This is a genomic window from Stutzerimonas tianxiuensis, from assembly GCF_053470365.1.
This window is the reverse complement of record NZ_JBPVWS010000009.1, coordinates 156,074-171,777: the sequence shown is the minus strand read 5'-3', so window position 1 is coordinate 171,777 and position 15,704 is coordinate 156,074. Positions and strand designations below refer to the sequence as shown.

General features: G+C 58.1%; 19 protein-coding genes. 18 read left to right on the top strand and 1 reads right to left on the bottom strand.

Annotation, left to right across the window (positions count from 1 at the left end; all coding sequences use genetic code 11):
• Positions 1–909 carry a protein translocase subunit SecF gene (secF, locus tag ACSSNI_RS13500; protein WP_102835900.1) on the top strand — a complete coding sequence of 303 codons (909 nt, stop codon included), beginning with the start codon at positions 1–3 and terminating at the stop codon, positions 907–909.
• A gap of 72 nt (positions 910–981) precedes the next feature.
• Positions 982–1,515, top strand: coding sequence for a glycine zipper 2TM domain-containing protein (locus ACSSNI_RS13495; protein WP_200638997.1), 534 nt, complete (start codon positions 982–984; stop codon positions 1,513–1,515).
• A 48-nt stretch (positions 1,516–1,563) separates the two neighbouring features.
• On the opposite strand, the gene suhB is transcribed toward ACSSNI_RS13495, so the two are convergent.
• Positions 1,564–2,379 (bottom strand): type III secretion system regulator SuhB, encoded by an 816-nt coding sequence (gene suhB / locus ACSSNI_RS13490; RefSeq protein ID WP_102835901.1) that lies wholly within the window; start codon positions 2,377–2,379, stop codon positions 1,564–1,566.
• Between the two features lie 152 nt (positions 2,380–2,531).
• Here suhB and trmJ point away from each other — a divergent pair, with 152 nt between their 5' ends.
• The 16 genes from trmJ to hisS all read left to right on the top strand — a co-directional run bounded on the left by trmJ (position 2,532) and on the right by hisS (position 15,702).
• Positions 2,532–3,308: a tRNA (cytosine(32)/uridine(32)-2'-O)-methyltransferase TrmJ gene (gene trmJ / locus ACSSNI_RS13485; RefSeq protein WP_200638999.1), complete on the top strand. Its 777-nt coding sequence runs from the start codon at positions 2,532–2,534 to the stop codon at positions 3,306–3,308.
• Positions 3,308–4,084, top strand: coding sequence for a serine O-acetyltransferase (gene cysE, locus ACSSNI_RS13480; RefSeq protein WP_200639001.1), 777 nt, complete (start codon positions 3,308–3,310; stop codon positions 4,082–4,084). The genes trmJ and cysE overlap by 1 nt, the downstream gene beginning before the upstream one ends.
• Positions 4,085–4,265: 181 nt before the next feature.
• Positions 4,266–4,757 carry a Fe-S cluster assembly transcriptional regulator IscR gene (gene iscR / locus ACSSNI_RS13475; RefSeq protein WP_102835904.1) on the top strand — a complete coding sequence of 164 codons (492 nt, stop codon included), beginning with the start codon at positions 4,266–4,268 and terminating at the stop codon, positions 4,755–4,757.
• 30 nt (positions 4,758–4,787) lie between these two features.
• Positions 4,788–6,002 carry an IscS subfamily cysteine desulfurase gene (locus ACSSNI_RS13470; protein ID WP_200639002.1) on the top strand — a complete coding sequence of 405 codons (1,215 nt, stop codon included), beginning with the start codon at positions 4,788–4,790 and terminating at the stop codon, positions 6,000–6,002.
• A 47-nt stretch (positions 6,003–6,049) separates the two neighbouring features.
• Entirely contained in the window at positions 6,050–6,442 is a 393-nt protein-coding gene (gene iscU, locus ACSSNI_RS13465; protein WP_045425243.1) for a Fe-S cluster assembly scaffold IscU, read from the top strand.
• A 10-nt stretch (positions 6,443–6,452) separates the two neighbouring features.
• The gene (gene iscA / locus ACSSNI_RS13460) at positions 6,453–6,776 is read left to right on the top strand and encodes an iron-sulfur cluster assembly protein IscA (RefSeq protein ID WP_102835906.1); all 324 of its coding nucleotides are present in this window, start codon (positions 6,453–6,455) and stop codon (positions 6,774–6,776) included.
• Between the two features lie 7 nt (positions 6,777–6,783).
• The gene (gene hscB / locus ACSSNI_RS13455; protein WP_200639003.1) at positions 6,784–7,305 is read left to right on the top strand and encodes a co-chaperone HscB; all 522 of its coding nucleotides are present in this window, start codon (positions 6,784–6,786) and stop codon (positions 7,303–7,305) included.
• Between the two features lie 41 nt (positions 7,306–7,346).
• A complete protein-coding gene (gene hscA / locus ACSSNI_RS13450) occupies positions 7,347–9,209 on the top strand; it encodes a Fe-S protein assembly chaperone HscA (protein WP_200639004.1) in 1,863 nt (620 codons plus the stop codon).
• A gap of 5 nt (positions 9,210–9,214) precedes the next feature.
• Entirely contained in the window at positions 9,215–9,553 is a 339-nt protein-coding gene (gene fdx / locus ACSSNI_RS13445) for an ISC system 2Fe-2S type ferredoxin (RefSeq protein WP_102835909.1), read from the top strand.
• A gap of 13 nt (positions 9,554–9,566) precedes the next feature.
• Positions 9,567–9,764, top strand: coding sequence for a Fe-S cluster assembly protein IscX (gene iscX / locus ACSSNI_RS13440; RefSeq protein WP_148926491.1), 198 nt, complete (start codon positions 9,567–9,569; stop codon positions 9,762–9,764).
• Positions 9,765–9,926: 162 nt separating this feature from the next.
• Positions 9,927–10,358, top strand: coding sequence for a nucleoside-diphosphate kinase (ndk, locus tag ACSSNI_RS13435; RefSeq protein WP_021209485.1), 432 nt, complete (start codon positions 9,927–9,929; stop codon positions 10,356–10,358).
• Positions 10,359–10,375: 17 nt separating this feature from the next.
• Entirely contained in the window at positions 10,376–11,527 is a 1,152-nt protein-coding gene (rlmN, locus tag ACSSNI_RS13430) for a dual-specificity RNA methyltransferase RlmN (RefSeq protein WP_178114631.1), read from the top strand.
• Positions 11,528–11,538: 11 nt separating this feature from the next.
• Positions 11,539–12,297 (top strand): type IV pilus biogenesis/stability protein PilW, encoded by a 759-nt coding sequence (pilW, locus tag ACSSNI_RS13425; RefSeq protein ID WP_159967476.1) that lies wholly within the window; start codon positions 11,539–11,541, stop codon positions 12,295–12,297.
• A complete protein-coding gene (locus ACSSNI_RS13420; protein WP_200639005.1) occupies positions 12,294–13,289 on the top strand; it encodes a RodZ domain-containing protein in 996 nt (331 codons plus the stop codon). Before pilW ends, ACSSNI_RS13420 begins: the two co-directional genes overlap by 4 nt.
• Before the next feature lie 2 nt (positions 13,290–13,291).
• Entirely contained in the window at positions 13,292–14,404 is a 1,113-nt protein-coding gene (gene ispG / locus ACSSNI_RS13415) for a flavodoxin-dependent (E)-4-hydroxy-3-methylbut-2-enyl-diphosphate synthase (protein WP_102835913.1), read from the top strand.
• A gap of 14 nt (positions 14,405–14,418) precedes the next feature.
• Positions 14,419–15,702: a histidine--tRNA ligase gene (gene hisS, locus ACSSNI_RS13410; RefSeq protein ID WP_148926486.1), complete on the top strand. Its 1,284-nt coding sequence runs from the start codon at positions 14,419–14,421 to the stop codon at positions 15,700–15,702.
• The last annotated feature ends 2 nt before the right edge of the window (positions 15,703–15,704 follow it).

The following is a 15,704-nucleotide window of genomic DNA, read 5'->3' as shown; positions in this document are numbered from 1 at the left end:
ATGAAACGCGTAATCAACTTTATGGGCGTTCGTCATGTGGCGTTTGCCCTGACCGTGGTGCTCACGCTGGTCTCGCTGGCTAGTCTGGCGGTGAAGGGGCTGAATTTCGGTCTGGACTTCACCGGCGGCACGCTAATCGAGCTCTCATACGAACAGCCGGTTGCTCTGGATCAAGTGCGCTCTCAGCTTGCTGGCTCCGGTTTCAATGAAGCTGTGGTTCAGAGCTTTGGTGCCACCACGGATGTTCTTGTGCGCATGCCGGGCGATGATCCACTACTTGGTGAGCGAATTGCCGACGCCCTGCGCGGTGGCGAGGCGGGCAGTGCGGTGACCGTCAAGCGTGTGGAGTTTGTTGGTCCTGCCGTGGGTGAGGAGTTGCGGGATCAGGGCGGTCTAGGCATGTTGCTAGCCCTGGGCGGCATTCTGGTTTATGTCGCGTTCCGCTTTCAGTGGAAGTTCGGCTTGGGCGCAGTGCTGTCGTTGTTCCACGACGTGATCCTGGTGCTAGGCGTCTTCTCGCTGTTCCAGATCTCCTTTGACTTGACGGTACTGGCGGCGGTGTTGGCGGTGATCGGTTATTCCTTGAACGACACCATCGTGATCTTCGACCGAATCCGTGAAAACTTCCGCATGCTGCGCAAGGCGGAGCTGCTCGAGAACATCAACATTTCGACCACCCAAACGCTACTGCGGACTCTGGCTACTTCGGTGTCTACGCTGCTTGCGGTGGGCGCGCTGATGTACTTCGGTGGCGAAAATCTGTGGGGCTTCTCCCTGGCGCTGCTGATCGGGGTTGGCGCGGGTACCTACTCATCGGTCTATGTGGCGGGAATGCTGCTGGTCTGGCTGAATCTGACGCGAGAAGATCTGATTCCTCCGGTCGTCGAAGAGGTGGACGAGCTTCCCTGATTCGAACTTCCGGCAGTCTGGCGAGTCCAAGGCGCCGCCGCGAGCCTGGCTCGTCAGATGAAGGAAGATGCAGTGAACAAGTCCATGTTGGTCGGTACCGTGCTGGGGGCTGTTGTGGTGAGCGCTGGTGGTGCTTTTGCGACCTATGCGCTGGTCGATCGAGGGCCTGAATTCGCCAGCGTGCTAGCCGTTAATCCCGTCAAGGAGACCTTCAAGACGCCTCGTGAGGTATGCAAGGACGTGACGGTCAGTCACCAGAGGCCTGTACAGGACAGCAATCGTATTGCCGGTACGGCCGTGGGTGCGGTGGTCGGTGGGCTGCTCGGAAACCAGATTGGCGGCGGCAACGGCAAAAAGATTGCCACGGTAGTCGGTGCGGTGGGCGGTGGTTATGCCGGGAATCAGGTGCAAGGCCGCATGCAGGCGAATGACACCTATAGCACAACGGAAACCCGTTGCAGTACGGTCACTGACACTCATCAGAAGATCATTGGCTATGAGGTGAAGTACGACCTCGACGGTACGGTCGGGCAAGTCCGGATGGATCGCGACCCAGGTCAGAAAATTCCGGTCCATGACGGGCGTTTGGTGCTGACACAGCAGTAAGTCGATATAAAAAAACGCCCAGATGGGCGTTTTTTTTGCGGCGTATGGTTACCGTTTCAGTGCTGGAGTCAGATGTGGCTGGATGGCGGTAAGGACTGCCTTGAAGCACTTGGTGTTGCCCGCAACGATTTGGCCCTTTTCAAGGTATTCATGGCTGCCAGTGAAGTCACTGACCAAGCCGCCGGCTTCTTGAATCAGCAGGGCGCCTGCGGCCATGTCCCATTCGGACAGGCCAAACTCCCAAAACGCGTCATAGCGACCGGCCGCGACATAGGCCAGATCCAGGCTAGCAGCCCCGGCGCGGCGAAGCCCTGCGGTTTGCCCAACCAGGCTTCGGAACATATTGAGGTAGCTATCGAGATTGTCCAGCTGGCTATCGCGGAACGGGAATCCCGTGCCGAGAAGTGCGCCTTCCAGGCTCTTGCGTGCACTGACGCGCAGGCGGCGTCCGTTGAGTGCCGCGCCGCGACCCCGGCTGGCAGTAAACTCTTCCTGGCGAACCGGATCGATCACCACGGCGTGTTCGAGGCGGCCACGATATTTGCAAGCGATGCTGACTGCGTAGTGAGGTACGCCGCGTAGAAAGTTGGTGGTTCCGTCCAGTGGGTCAATCACCCAGAGGTAATCCTTGCCGTCCCCGCTGCCTTCCAGCAGTCCGCCTTCCTCGCCAAGGATTCCGTGGTTTGGATAGGCTTTGCGCAGCGCCGTAACGATCAGTTGTTCGGCGGTGCGGTCGATTTCCGAGACGTAATCGCGCGCGTCCTTTTCGCTAACCGAGATCACGTCCAGGCGCTCGGTGGAACGAACAATCATTTCGCCAGCGCTACGGGCGGCGCGCAGCGCGATATTCAGCATGGGCTGCATCGATCAAATACCTGGTCGTTTAAAGAAAGCCGGCAATTCTATCAGAAACCGGCGCTGCATGTTGCTCGCCAAGCGCTCGTTCTGGCGGTTAATAGCGAAGCTGCGGATCCTTCCTGTAAGCTCTCCGTCTGCTTTCTGATTGAGAAAAAACAGTGTCGCTTCAGAGCATTCGCGTAGTGTTGGTCAACACCAGTCACGCTGGGAATATCGGGGGCGCGGCCCGCGCCATGAAAAATATGGGCTTAACGCGCTTGGTGTTGGTGGACCCGGAGGATTTTCCGAGTCTGAACGCCGTCGCGCGAGCCTCGGGTGCAACCGATATTCTTGATTCAGCGGAGATCGTGGCGACGCTCGAGGAGGCCTTGGTTGGCTGCAGCCTAGTGCTGGGCACAAGTGCGCGCGATCGTCGCATTCCTTGGCCGCTACTGGATCCGCGCGAAACCGGTACGGTCTGCCTTGAGCAGGTCGAGCGGGGCGGTGAGGTGGCGTTGGTATTTGGGCGCGAATATGCAGGGCTCACCAATGAAGAGCTCCAGCGCTGCCAGTACCATGTGCATATCCCTTCAGATCCTGCCTTCAGTTCGCTGAACCTGGCTGCTGCGGTGCAAGTGCTTGCCTATGAGGTGCGTATGGCCTGGCTGGCGGCAAACGATCAGCCTAGCAAGCAAGAAAAGCTCGAAACAACGTCGATGCTCGACACTCAGCCGGTTACAGCCGATGAGCTCGAACACTATTACGGTCATCTTGAGCAAACCTTGGTCGAGATTGGCTTCCTTGATCCTCAGAAACCCAGGCATCTGATGCCGCGACTGCGCCGGCTTTACGGTCGATGCGGTATCAGCAAGCTTGAAATGAATATCTTGCGCGGAATCCTTACCGAGACCCAAAAGGCCGTGCGCGGCGAACCCCACAAGCGGAGAGGTGATTGATGTTCGAAGGCATGCGCGAAGATATCCAGAGCGTTTTCCATCGCGATCCGGCAGCGCGTAACGCATTCGAAGTGATCACCTGTTACCCGGGTCTGCACGCTGTCTGGTTTCATCGGGTATCCCACTGGCTTTGGGTCAACAATTGCAAATGGCTGGCACGGATGAACTCAAATCTGGCCCGTTGGCTGACCGGGATCGAAATCCATCCGGGCGCGCAAATAGGGCGGCGTTTCTTTATTGACCATGGTATGGGGATCGTCATCGGCGAGACGGCCCAGATAGGCGATGACGTAACGCTCTACCATGGGGTGACCCTGGGCGGTACCAGCTGGAACAAGGGTAAGCGTCACCCCACGCTTGAAGATGGCGTAATCGTGGGTGCCGGCGCTAAGATTCTTGGCCCGTTCACTGTGGGCGCGGGCGCGAAGATCGGATCGAACGCGGTGGTGACGCGTGCGGTTCCGTCCGGGGCGACCGCCGTTGGTATCCCGGGTCGGGTGATTGCCAAGGCCGATGATGAGCAGGAGGCTAAACGCAAAGCGATCGCTGAGAAGATCGGTTTCGATGCCTACGGTGTTACCGAGGACATGCCTGATCCCGTGGCGCGCGCTATCGGCCAGTTGCTCGATCACGTCCAGGCGGTCGAGGAGCGTATGGATGGCATGTGTCAGGCATTAACCGCGCTTGGCAGCGATTATTGCGCAAAGCAGATGCCGGAATTGCGTGAGGAGGATTTCGCTGAGGTCAAGCGCGCCGGCGAAGAGCCTCGTTCCTGAAGTGCGACAGGGTGGGCGAGCTGTTATCATGCGGGCTCCCCTGCGGCCGAGTCGGTGCGGCTCACGCTTCTGGCATCTTTCCCGTGCGGCTAAAGTCCGAGTAATTTAATGGGGCTTATAGTTGATCTAAATAGTCGGGTATTGCATACTTGCCTCAAACCATGATGCTTGGTGCGAACCGATGCGATTGACTACCAAAGGCCGTTACGCCGTCACTGCGATGCTCGACCTTGCGCTGCATGCGCAACACGGTCCGGTATCCCTCGCGGATATTTCCGAGCGGCAAGGCATCTCGCTTTCCTATCTTGAACAGCTGTTTGCCAAGCTGCGGCGCGGCAGTTTGGTGACGAGTGTTCGTGGGCCGGGGGGTGGCTATCAGCTTTCTCGCGAGATGGCGGGCATTCAAGTTGCGCAGGTCATCGATGCGGTGAACGAGTCGGTAGATGCCACGCGATGCCAAGGCTTGGGTGACTGCCACTCGGGGGATACGTGTCTGACCCACCATCTGTGGTGCGACTTGAGTCAGCAGATCCATGAGTTTCTGACTGGTATCAGTCTGGCGGATCTGGTGATGCGCCGCGAGGTTCAGGAAGTGGCTCTGCGTCAGGATATGCGCCGCGCCAATGGACAGACTCCGCAACTGGATAAGATTGAAGCGTCCGCCATTGAATGAGCAGGACGACAGCCTGATAGGAGATACCTGATGAAGTTGCCGATTTACCTGGACTACTCCGCTACCACGCCGGTTGACCCTCGCGTCGCCGAAAAGATGGTTGAATGCCTGACAGCCGAAGGTAACTTTGGTAACCCGGCGTCGCGCTCTCACGCCTTCGGCTGGAAAGCCGAGGAAGCAGTCGAGAATGCACGCCGTCAAGTTGCCGAGCTGGTCAATGCAGATCCTCGCGAAATCGTGTGGACCTCTGGTGCGACCGAGTCGGATAACCTAGCGATCAAGGGCGCGGCGCATTTCTACGCGTCCAAGGGCAAGCACATCGTAACCAGCAAGATCGAGCATAAAGCTGTTCTTGATACGACTCGCCAGCTTGAGCGCGAGGGCTTTGAAGTAACCTACATCGAGCCTGGCCAAGATGGTGTGATCACGCCGGCGATGGTTGAAGCTGCGCTACGCGACGACACCGTGCTCGTGTCCATCATGCACGTGAACAACGAAATCGGAACGATCAACGATATCGCCGCTATTGGTGAGCTCACCCGTTCGCGTGGTGTGCTGTTCCACGTCGATGCCGCGCAGTCGACCGGGAAGGTGGAGATCGATCTGGAGAAGATGAAGGTCGATCTGATGTCCTTCTCTGCTCACAAGACATATGGTCCCAAAGGGGTCGGCGCCCTGTACGTGCGGCGCAAACCACGTGTGCGTCTTGAAGCGCAGATGCATGGCGGCGGACATGAGCGTGGCATGCGCTCGGGAACGCTGGCAGCGCATCAGTCAGTGGGCATGGGTGAGGCGTTCCGCATTGCCAAAGAAGAAATGGCTGCAGAAAACGAGCGTATTACTCAGCTGCGCGACCGCTTCTTCAAGCAGGTTGAGCACCTGGAAGAGCTTTATGTGAATGGCAGCATGACGGCACGGGTGCCGCACAACCTGAACCTGAGTTTCAACTACGTTGAAGGCGAGTCGCTGATCATGGCGCTCAAGGACCTGGCGGTTTCTTCTGGTTCAGCCTGTACCTCTGCTTCGCTGGAGCCGTCCTACGTGCTTCGGGCGCTGGGTCGTAATGACGAACTGGCACACAGCTCGATCCGTTTTACCTTCGGTCGTTTCACTACCGAAGAAGAAGTTGACTACGCCGCGCAGAAGGTCAGCGAGGCGGTCACGAAATTGCGTGAGCTTTCACCCTTGTGGGACATGTTCAAGGATGGCGTCGATATTTCTCAGGTCGAGTGGGCTGCCCACTGATTTGAAACGTCGAGTTCCGCATAGCCTGATTCAAAGAGGATTGCACCATGGCATACAGTGATAAGGTCATTGACCATTACGAAAATCCCCGCAACGTCGGTAAGTTCGACGCTGAGGATCCTTCCATCGGTACCGGCATGGTCGGCGCGCCGGCCTGCGGCGATGTGATGCGACTGCAGATCAAGGTCAACGAGCAAGGCGTGATCGAAGATGCCAAGTTCAAGACCTATGGTTGCGGTTCAGCCATTGCTTCCAGCTCCCTTGCTACCGAGTGGATGAAGGGCAAGACGCTGGAAGAAGCGGAAACCATCAAGAACACTCAGCTCGCTGAAGAGCTGGCACTGCCGCCGGTGAAAATTCATTGCTCGGTATTGGCAGAGGATGCCATCAAGGCAGCCGTTCGCGATTACCGCGAGAAAAAAGGGTTGCCGCAGGCCTAAGGGGGTATCGATGGCTATCAGCATGACAACCGCCGCTGCCGATCACGTGCGCCGTTCTCTGGAAGGGCGCGGCAAAGGGCTTGGGGTCCGGTTGGGTGTACGGACCACCGGCTGTTCCGGCCTGGCTTATGTGCTCGAGTTCGTGGACGAAGCAGCTACAGAGGACTCGGTCTTCGACAGTCATGGCGTCAAGGTGATCATCGATCCCAAGAGCCTCGTGTACCTCGACGGGACGGAGCTCGACTTTGTTCGAGAGGGGCTGAACGAAGGCTTCAAGTTCAACAACCCTAACGTACGTGGCGAATGCGGCTGCGGCGAAAGCTTCAATATCTGAGGACGCTGTGGGAACTCCCTGTCACTATGCGCTGTTCGAGTTGCAGCCAACTTTCGATATCGATCCGGAGCTGCTGTCGTATCGTTACCGCGAGCTGGCGCGCAAAGTTCATCCGGATCGGTTTGCTGACGCTGGCGAGACCGAGCAGCGCTACGCAATCGAACGCTCGACGAATCTCAACGAGGCCTATCAGACGCTGAAAAGCCCGTCGCGTCGAGCGCGCTACCTGCTCACGCTTGAGGGTCGCGAGATGCCGTTGGAGGCGACCGTTCAGGATCCCGCTTTCCTTATGCAGCAGATGCAGTGGCGCGAAGAGCTGGAGGAATTGCAAAGTGATGCGGATATCGCAGGTGTAGGTTCCTTCAAGGCTCGCCTCAAAGCGGCTCAGCAAGGTCTCAATGACTCTTTCGCCGGCATCTGGCGGGATGATTCGCAGCGGGCGGAGGCGGAACGGCTGGTGCGTCGCATGCAGTTTCTCGACAAGCTGTCCCAGGAAGTGCGCCAGTTAGAAGAGCGCCTCGACGATTAACCCCGCGTAGCGCCAGACGCTGCGCCCGATATCAGACAGACATGGCCTTACTTCAGATAGCTGAACCCGGACAAAGCCCGCAACCGCACCAGCGTCGACTGGCGGTTGGCATCGATCTTGGCACTACCAATTCGCTCGTTGCAGCCCTGCGCAGTGGCGTGACGTCGCCACTGGCCGATGCCGATGGAGAGGTGATTCTGCCATCCGCGGTGCGTTATCACAGCGATTACGTTGAAGTGGGGCGAGCAGCGAAAGCCGCCGCTGCCAGCGATCCGTTAAATACCATTGTGTCCGTCAAACGCTTGATGGGTAGGGGTGTCGGTGATGTGAAGCAGCTTGGTGGGCAGCTGCCTTATCGATTCAGCGAGGGGCAGTCACAGATGCCCTTCATCGAGACGGTGCAGGGCGCCAAAAGCCCGGTTGAGGTCTCTGCGGAGATTCTTCGCGCGTTGCGTGAGCGTGCTGAGGCCGTATTGGGCGGCGAGCTGGTCGGTGCGGTAATTACGGTTCCGGCATATTTCGATGATGCGCAACGGCAAGCGACCAAGGATGCCGCGCGCCTGGCTAATCTCAACGTGCTACGCCTGCTTAATGAGCCCACTGCCGCCGCCGTTGCCTACGGTCTGGACCGCGAAGCCGAAGGTGTCGTGGCGATCTATGACCTGGGCGGTGGAACCTTCGATATCTCCATCCTGCGCCTGACCAAAGGCGTATTCGAGGTGCTGGCTACCGGTGGTGATACTGCGCTTGGCGGTGATGATTTCGATCATGCGATTGCCGGCTGGATTCTGGCCAAGGCCGGTGCCTCCCAGGATCTCGATCCGGGAACCCAGCGTGAAGTGCTGAAAATTGCCTGCGATGCCAAGGAGCAGCTCAGCGAAATAGATACCGTCGAAGTGCGCTATGCCGATTGGCAGGGCGTTCTGACGCGGGCCACATTCAACGAGCTCATCGAGCCGATGATCGCTCGTAGCCTTAAATCGTGCAGGCGCGCGCTGCGTGATTCGTCGATTGAGCTGGATGAGGTCCAGGCGGTGGTCATGGTCGGCGGTTCCACACGGGTCCCTCGAGTTCGCGAGCGTGTGGGGGAGATGTTCGGACGGGAACCGTTGACGGATATCGATCCCGATCAGGTCGTTGCGATCGGTGCTGCAATCCAGGCCGAGACGCTGGCCGGCAACAATCGCGATGGTGAAGAGTTGTTGCTGCTCGATGTAATTCCGCTGTCGCTTGGACTGGAAACGATGGGCGGGCTGATGGAGAAGATCATTCCGCGCAATACCACCATTCCGGTTGCTCGGGCTCAGGAGTTCACCACGTACAAGGACGGCCAGACGGCCATGATGATCCATGTGCTGCAGGGTGAGCGCGAGCTTATTGCCGATTGTAGATCCCTGGCTCGCTTCGAGCTGCGAGGCATCCCGCCAATGGTGGCCGGGGCTGCGAAGATTCGTGTCACCTTTCAGGTTGATGCGGACGGGCTGCTCAGTGTTTCGGCGCGTGAGCTGGCGTCGGGCGTGGAGTCCAGTATCCAGGTAAAGCCCTCTTATGGACTCACCGATGGCGAGATTGCTCGCATGTTGGAAGACTCTTTTCATAAGGCCAATGAAGACAAAACGGCCCGAGCGCTTCGTGAGCAGTTGGTCGATGCGCAGCGACTGCTCGAGGCGGTTGAAGGGGCATTGGCGGTTGATGGCGAGCGTCTGCTCGACCAAGAAGAGCGCGAGGCGATCGAGTCGCGGGTGCGCGAGTTGCGTGAGTTGCTTGATAGTCAGGATGGCCTTGCCATCGAGCGTCAGGTGAAGCGCCTCAGCCAGATTACCGATGCCTTTGCAGCGCGACGACTAGATTCCACCGTCAAGGCCGCCCTGGCCGGGCGGCGGCTTAACGATATCGAGGATTGAACCAGATGCCGCAGATTGTTTTCCTGCCTCATGCCGACCATTGTCCGGAAGGGGCGGTAGTGGATGCTCAGCCCGGTGAGACGGTGCTTGACGCTGCGCTGCGAAATGGCATCGATATTGAACATGCCTGTGAAAAGTCCTGTGCGTGTACGACTTGCCACGTGGTGATCCGCGAGGGCTTCGCTTCGCTAGAGGCGTCCGACGAGTTGGAGGATGACATGCTGGATAAGGCGTGGGGGCTAGAGCCTACCTCCAGGCTGTCCTGCCAGGCTGCGATTGCCGACGTCGATCTGGTTGTCGAGATACCGAAATACACCATCAATCAAGTGTCCGAAGGTCATTAAGGCGAGGTGAATCATGGCGCTTAAATGGTCCGATGTATTGGATATTGCAATTGAGCTGAGTGAGCGTAAGCCTGACGTTGATCCCCGCTACGTAAATTTCGTCGAATTGCATCGTTGGGTTGTCGAGCTGCCAAGCTTTTCGGACGATCCGACGCGCGGTGGCGAAAAAGTCCTGGAAGCCATACAGGCTGCCTGGATCGAAGAGGCTTAGAGGAGCCTCTGTCAGTCCGGGTCTGTGGGAGGGCTATCTGGAAGTGATGGCTTCTGCCGATTGGCTTCTAGCTTCTGGCTACCCTTATATTTTTCGTCTCGACCCGCGTATAATTCGCGGGTTTACTCGTTTGCTTTAACTTATCGTTTTCTGGAGTTTCAAATGGCCCTGCAACGCACTTTCTCCATCATCAAGCCTGACGCCGTCGCCAAGAATGTTATTGGTGAAATCACCTCTCGTTTCGAGAAGGCTGGTCTGCGTGTCGTCGCTTCGAAGATGGTTCAGTTGTCCGAACGTGAAGCGGGCGGTTTCTATGCCGAACACAGCGAGCGCGGTTTCTTCAAGGACCTGGTCGCTTTCATGGTGTCCGGTCCGGTAATCGTCCAGGTTCTGGAAGGCGAAGACGCCATTGCCAAAAACCGTGAGCTGATGGGCGCTACCAACCCGAAGGAAGCAGCTCCAGGCACTATTCGCGCCGATTTCGCTGTCTCTATCGATGAGAACGCTGTTCATGGTTCCGACTCCGAGGCGTCCGCCGCTCGCGAAATCGCCTACTTCTTCTCTGCCACCGAAGTGTGTGCCCGCATTCGCTGATCAGGCGAAGGTGAATCCTGATGACTGTGACTACCGGTAAAGTAAATCTGCTGGGGCTGACCCAGCCTCAGCTGGAAAGCTTCTTCGATTCCATAGGGGAGAAGCGCTTTCGTGCTGGTCAGGTCATGAAATGGATTCACCACTTTGGCGTCGATGACTTCGATGCCATGAGTAATATCGGCAAGGCCTTGCGCGAAAAGCTCAAGGCCTCTGCTGAGATCCGCGGCCCCGAAATCGTTAGCGAAGACATTTCCACCGACGGCACCCGCAAATGGGTTGTGCGTGTGGCTTCGGGGAGCTGCGTGGAGACCGTCTATATTCCCCAGGGTGGGCGAGGCACGCTCTGTGTTTCTTCCCAGGCTGGCTGTGCGCTGGACTGCAGCTTCTGCTCGACTGGCAAGCAAGGTTTTAATAGCAACCTCACCGCTGCCGAAGTGATCGGTCAGGTGTGGATTGCCAACAAGTCGTTCGGCACTATACCGGCGAAGGTAGATCGCGCTATCACCAACGTGGTGATGATGGGCATGGGCGAACCCCTGCTCAACTTCGACAATGTCGTCGCCGCCATGCAGATCATGATGGACGACCTCGGCTACGGTATATCCAAGCGTAAGGTGACACTCTCAACTTCGGGTGTAGTACCGATGATCGAGGAGCTGTCCAAGGTCATCGATGTATCGCTGGCCCTTTCGCTGCACGCGCCGAATGATGAATTACGTGATCAGCTGGTTCCGATCAACAAGAAATACCCATTGGAAATGCTGTTGGCGGCTTGCCAACGCTATATCTCCAATCTCGGCGAAAAGCGCGTCCTGACTATCGAATACACGTTGTTACAGGGCGTTAACGATCAGCCTGAGCACGCCGAACAGATGGTCGTCCTGCTGGCGAAGATTCCGTGCAAGATCAATCTGATCCCGTTCAATCCCTTTCCGCACTCCGGATATGAGCGGCCGAGCAACAACGCAATCCGACGTTTTCAGGACATCCTCCACAAAGCTGGGCACAATGTGACAGTGCGCACCACTCGCGGTGAGGATATCGACGCTGCCTGCGGCCAGCTGGTCGGGCAGGTGCTGGATAGAACGCGTCGAAGCGAGCGATACATCGCAGTGCGCCAGCTGCAATCTGAGCCAGTGACGACGCCCGTTGCTACGAACCGTTCCTGAGGGGGATGCTGATGACCTTGCGCGTCGCGCTGCTGTTTGTGCTCGCCAGTCTAATGGCTGGCTGTGTGTCTTCCGGATCGGTGAACCCGATGCGTACTTCGGAAGGTCGCGACGAAGCCCGAGATGCCTATATTCAGCTTGGCATCGGCTATTTGCAGCAGGGCGAGGCCTCTCGTGCGAAATCGCCGCTACGCAAGGCACTTGAGCTGGACCCCAATAGTGCAGATGCCCATGCGGCGTTGGCCTTGGTATTCCAGAACGAAATGGAAAATCAGCTCGCAGACGAGCATTACCGCAAGGCGCTGTCGAGTCACAATGACGCCCGTATCCTCAACAACTACGGCAGCTTTCTGTTCGAGCAAAAGCGCTATCCAGAGGCGATGGAGCGTTTCTCAAAGGCCGCGGAAGATAATCTGTATTCCGGGCGATCCCACGTCTTTCAGAACATGGGCATGACAGCTCTGATGCTGGGTCAGCGCGAGCAGGCCGAAACCTATTTCACTCGTGCCTTGCGCCTCGACAGCCGGCAGCCGCGCGCGCTACTCGAATTGGCCGTAATGGCGTACGAAGACAAGCAGTACGTCCCGGCTAAACGTTATTACGAAGGTTTCAGCAGCCTTTCCGAGCAAAATGCCCGCAGTCTGCTGCTGGGCATTCGTTTGGCGAACATTCATCAGGACCGCGATCAGGCGGCGAGCCTGGGTTTACAGCTCAAGCGCCTGTATCCGGGGACGCCTGAATATCAACAGTTTCTTTCGGAGCAACGATGATAGCGCCCCATTCTGAAGCCGCCGCCCCGACGGCCCTGGGCAATCCTGGCGAAACGTTGCGGGCCGAGCGCGAGAGTAAAAACTGGTCCCTCCCTGCAGTAGCCAAGCAGCTCAACCTTTCGGAGCGATCCCTGACCCAGATAGAGGCAGGTGACTTCAGTCAGCTGCCGGGCCACACATTCGCCCGCGGCTACGTTCGTGCGTACGCCAAGCTGCTGGGACTGGACCAGAATCGTCTGGTACAGCAGTTCGACCAGCATACTGGTACAGATGCAACCGGCAGCAGCGTCAACAGTCTTGGCCACATCGATCAGCCCGTGCGGCTGTCGCGCAGCATGGTGCGTTTCTTTACCTTCATCCTGACATTGGTGATCGGCGTAGGTGCGTTCTTGTGGTGGCAGGATCGCTCGGCTCGTACCGAGTCAGGCCCGTCAGTCTCCGCACTTGAGCGCATTGAGGTCGAGGCTGCCGACGGAACTACTGAGATTCATTTGCTCGATCGGGCTGAAGAGCCAGTCGAACTCGCAATCGAGGAGCCGGTCAGCTCGACGCCGTCGGCTGCCGACGAGCTCCAGGCCCCCAACACCGAGCCGTTACCACTAGCTGAACACCCTGTAGTCGGAACGGAGGAAGGAACGCCAGCTCAGCTGGCCGAGGACGAGCCTTCCAGTGAGGCGCCGGCCGCTACCCAGGCCGATGCTACGCCCGTGCCAGTGGGCGATGTAGCTGAAGCCGAGCCTGTCGGGCCGGGGGAAGGCCGTTTGACCTTGAATTACACGGCGGATTGCTGGACGCGGGTCACTGATGCGAAAGGTGAAGTGCTCTACAGCGGGCTGGCTAAAGCCGGCAGCAGCCGCACCCTGGTTGGCGCAACCCCGCTGGACCTGCATCTGGGCTTTGCCTCGGGCGTGCAGGTCAGCTACAACGGCGAGCCCGTCAGTCTTTCCGGAAAAACCCGCGGTGAAACCGCGCGTCTCAAGCTCGGACAGTAATCATGCACAGTGAGTCTCCTATCAAGCGTCGACCTACTCGCAAAATCTGGGTAGGCAACGTACCGGTCGGCGGCGATGCGCCTATCGCCGTACAAAGCATGACCAATACCGAAACCTGCGATGTGGATGCCACGGTTGCACAGATCGAGCGGCTGAAAAATGCCGGAGCTGACATCGTGCGTGTATCGGTGCCTTCGATGGAGGCGGCCGAGGCGTTCGGCAAGATCAAGCAGCGCGTCAGTTTGCCGTTGGTGGCGGACATTCATTTCGATTATCAGATCGCTCTGCGTGTCGCCGAGCTTGGTGTTGATTGCCTGCGCATCAATCCCGGCAATATCGGGCGCGAAGACCGTGTCCGGGCCGTGGTCGAAGCGGCGCGGGATCGCGGAATCCCTATTCGCATAGGCGTTAACGCCGGCTCGTTGGAAAAGGATCTGCAGAAGAAATACGGCGAGCCGACACCCGAGGCGCTGGTTGAGTCTGCGTTGCGCCATGTTGAACATCTCGACCGTCTGAACTTTCCGGATTTTAAGGTAAGCGTAAAAGCCTCCGACGTATTCATGGCTGTGGCGGCCTACCGTCTGTTGGCGGACAAGATCGAGCAGCCTCTGCACCTTGGCATCACCGAAGCCGGTGGCTTGCGCTCGGGTACAGTGAAATCGGCCGTCGGGTTAGGCATGCTGCTCGCCGAGGGCATAGGCGACACCATTCGTATATCGCTGGCTGCTGACCCGGTGGAAGAGATCAAGGTCGGTTTCGACATCCTCAAGTCGCTGCGTTTGCGTTCGCGCGGGATCAATTTCATCGCTTGTCCAAGTTGCTCCCGGCAGAACTTCGACGTGGTCAAGACCATGAACGAGCTAGAGGGGCGGCTTGATGATTTGCTGGTGCCTCTGGATGTGGCGGTGATCGGTTGCGTTGTGAACGGGCCCGGTGAGGCCAAGGAAGCACATATCGGCTTGACAGGTGGGACGCCGAACAACCTGATCTATATCGACGGTAAGCCGGCGCAAAAGCTGAACAACGAAAACCTGGTCGATGAGCTGGAGCAGCTGATTCGTCGCAAGGCCAGCGAAAAGGCCGAGTCTGACGCTGCGCTGATACTGCGCAGCTGAATTAAGGAACCGAATTGAGCAAGTCTCTGCAAGCCATCCGTGGCATGAACGATATTCTTCCGGCCCAGACGCCGGTTTGGCGCTACCTAGAAACGACCTTCGCACAGTTGCTCGACAGCTATGGCTACAGCGAGATTCGTCTGCCGATCCTCGAGTTCACCGATCTGTTCGCTCGCGGAATCGGCGAGGGGACCGACGTGGTCGACAAGGAGATGTACACCTTCCTCGACCGTAATGAGGAGTCATTGACGCTGCGGCCCGAGGGAACTGCCGGTTGCGTGCGCGCTGTGCTCGAACATGGCATGACGGGCGGCGGGCAGGTACAGAAGCTTTGGTACGCGGGGCCGATGTTCCGCTACGAGAAGCCACAGAAGGGCCGCTATCGCCAGTTCCATCAGATCGGTGTCGAAGTCTTCAATCAGCCGGGTCCGGATATTGATGCCGAGCTGATCGTACTGACCGCGCGACTGTGGAAGAAGCTCGGCCTGTCCGATTCGGTCACCTTGCAGCTGAATAGCCTCGGCTCTAGCGAGGCAAGGGCAACCTATCGCGACGCGTTAGTAGCTTACCTGCAGCAGCATTTCGAGCAGCTTGACGAAGACAGCCAGCGCCGCCTGACCAGTAACCCCCTGCGTATTCTCGACAGCAAGAATGCCCAGACTCAAGCGCTGCTGGCTGATGCGCCGACGCTGCATGACTATCTGGATGAAGAATCGAGTGCGCATTTCGAAGGCCTGAAAGCCCGTCTCGAAGTCGCAGGAATAGACTTTCAGATCAATCCCAAGCTGGTTCGTGGCCTGGACTATTACGGCCGGACCGTATTCGAGTGGGTGACCGACAAACTGGGATCGCAAGGTACCGTTTGCGCGGGTGGTCGTTATGACGGGCTGGTCAGTCAGTTTGGCGGCAAGCCCACTCCCGGCGTTGGCTTCGCCATGGGCATTGAGCGGCTGGTGCTGCTTCTCGAAACACTCGAATTGGTGCCCGAGGAACTCAATCAGCCGGCACACGCATTCATCTGTGCTTTTGGTGAGGCGGCCGAACTGGCAGCGCTGGGCCTGGCCGAGCGTTTGCGGGATGCCTTGCCGGGCCTGCGCCTGCTGGTCAACGCGGGCGGCGGAAGCTTCAAGAGTCAGTTCAAGAAAGCCGACAAGAGCGGCGCCCGTTTCGCGCTGATTCTGGGTGACGACGAACTGGCCGGGCGCGTGGTAGGTTGCAAGCCGCTGCGCGACGACAGCGAACAACAAAGCATTGCCTGGGATGCTCTACCCGAGTGTCTGGCTGCCTGTCTCGCGTGAGC

Excerpts from the sequence above, each read along its gene's own strand:
- ACSSNI_RS13470 (WP_200639002.1), top strand. The coding sequence starts at position 4,788 with ATGAAGTTGCCGATTTACCTGGACTACTCCGCTACCACGCCGGTTGAC.
- iscU (WP_045425243.1), top strand. The coding sequence starts at position 6,050 with ATGGCATACAGTGATAAGGTCATTGACCATTACGAAAATCCCCGCAAC.
- iscR (WP_102835904.1), top strand. The coding sequence starts at position 4,266 with ATGCGATTGACTACCAAAGGCCGTTACGCCGTCACTGCGATGCTCGAC.
- ndk (WP_021209485.1), top strand. The coding sequence starts at position 9,927 with ATGGCCCTGCAACGCACTTTCTCCATCATCAAGCCTGACGCCGTCGCC.
- ispG (WP_102835913.1), top strand. The coding sequence starts at position 13,292 with ATGCACAGTGAGTCTCCTATCAAGCGTCGACCTACTCGCAAAATCTGG.
- pilW (WP_159967476.1), top strand. The coding sequence starts at position 11,539 with ATGACCTTGCGCGTCGCGCTGCTGTTTGTGCTCGCCAGTCTAATGGCT.
- fdx (WP_102835909.1), top strand. The coding sequence starts at position 9,215 with ATGCCGCAGATTGTTTTCCTGCCTCATGCCGACCATTGTCCGGAAGGG.
- secF (WP_102835900.1), top strand. The coding sequence starts at position 1 with ATGAAACGCGTAATCAACTTTATGGGCGTTCGTCATGTGGCGTTTGCC.
- iscA (WP_102835906.1), top strand. The coding sequence starts at position 6,453 with ATGGCTATCAGCATGACAACCGCCGCTGCCGATCACGTGCGCCGTTCT.
- iscX (WP_148926491.1), top strand. The coding sequence starts at position 9,567 with ATGGCGCTTAAATGGTCCGATGTATTGGATATTGCAATTGAGCTGAGT.
- ACSSNI_RS13420 (WP_200639005.1), top strand. The coding sequence starts at position 12,294 with ATGATAGCGCCCCATTCTGAAGCCGCCGCCCCGACGGCCCTGGGCAAT.
- suhB (WP_102835901.1), bottom strand. The coding sequence starts at position 2,379 with ATGCAGCCCATGCTGAATATCGCGCTGCGCGCCGCCCGTAGCGCTGGC.
- cysE (WP_200639001.1), top strand. The coding sequence starts at position 3,308 with ATGTTCGAAGGCATGCGCGAAGATATCCAGAGCGTTTTCCATCGCGAT.
- hscA (WP_200639004.1), top strand. The coding sequence starts at position 7,347 with ATGGCCTTACTTCAGATAGCTGAACCCGGACAAAGCCCGCAACCGCAC.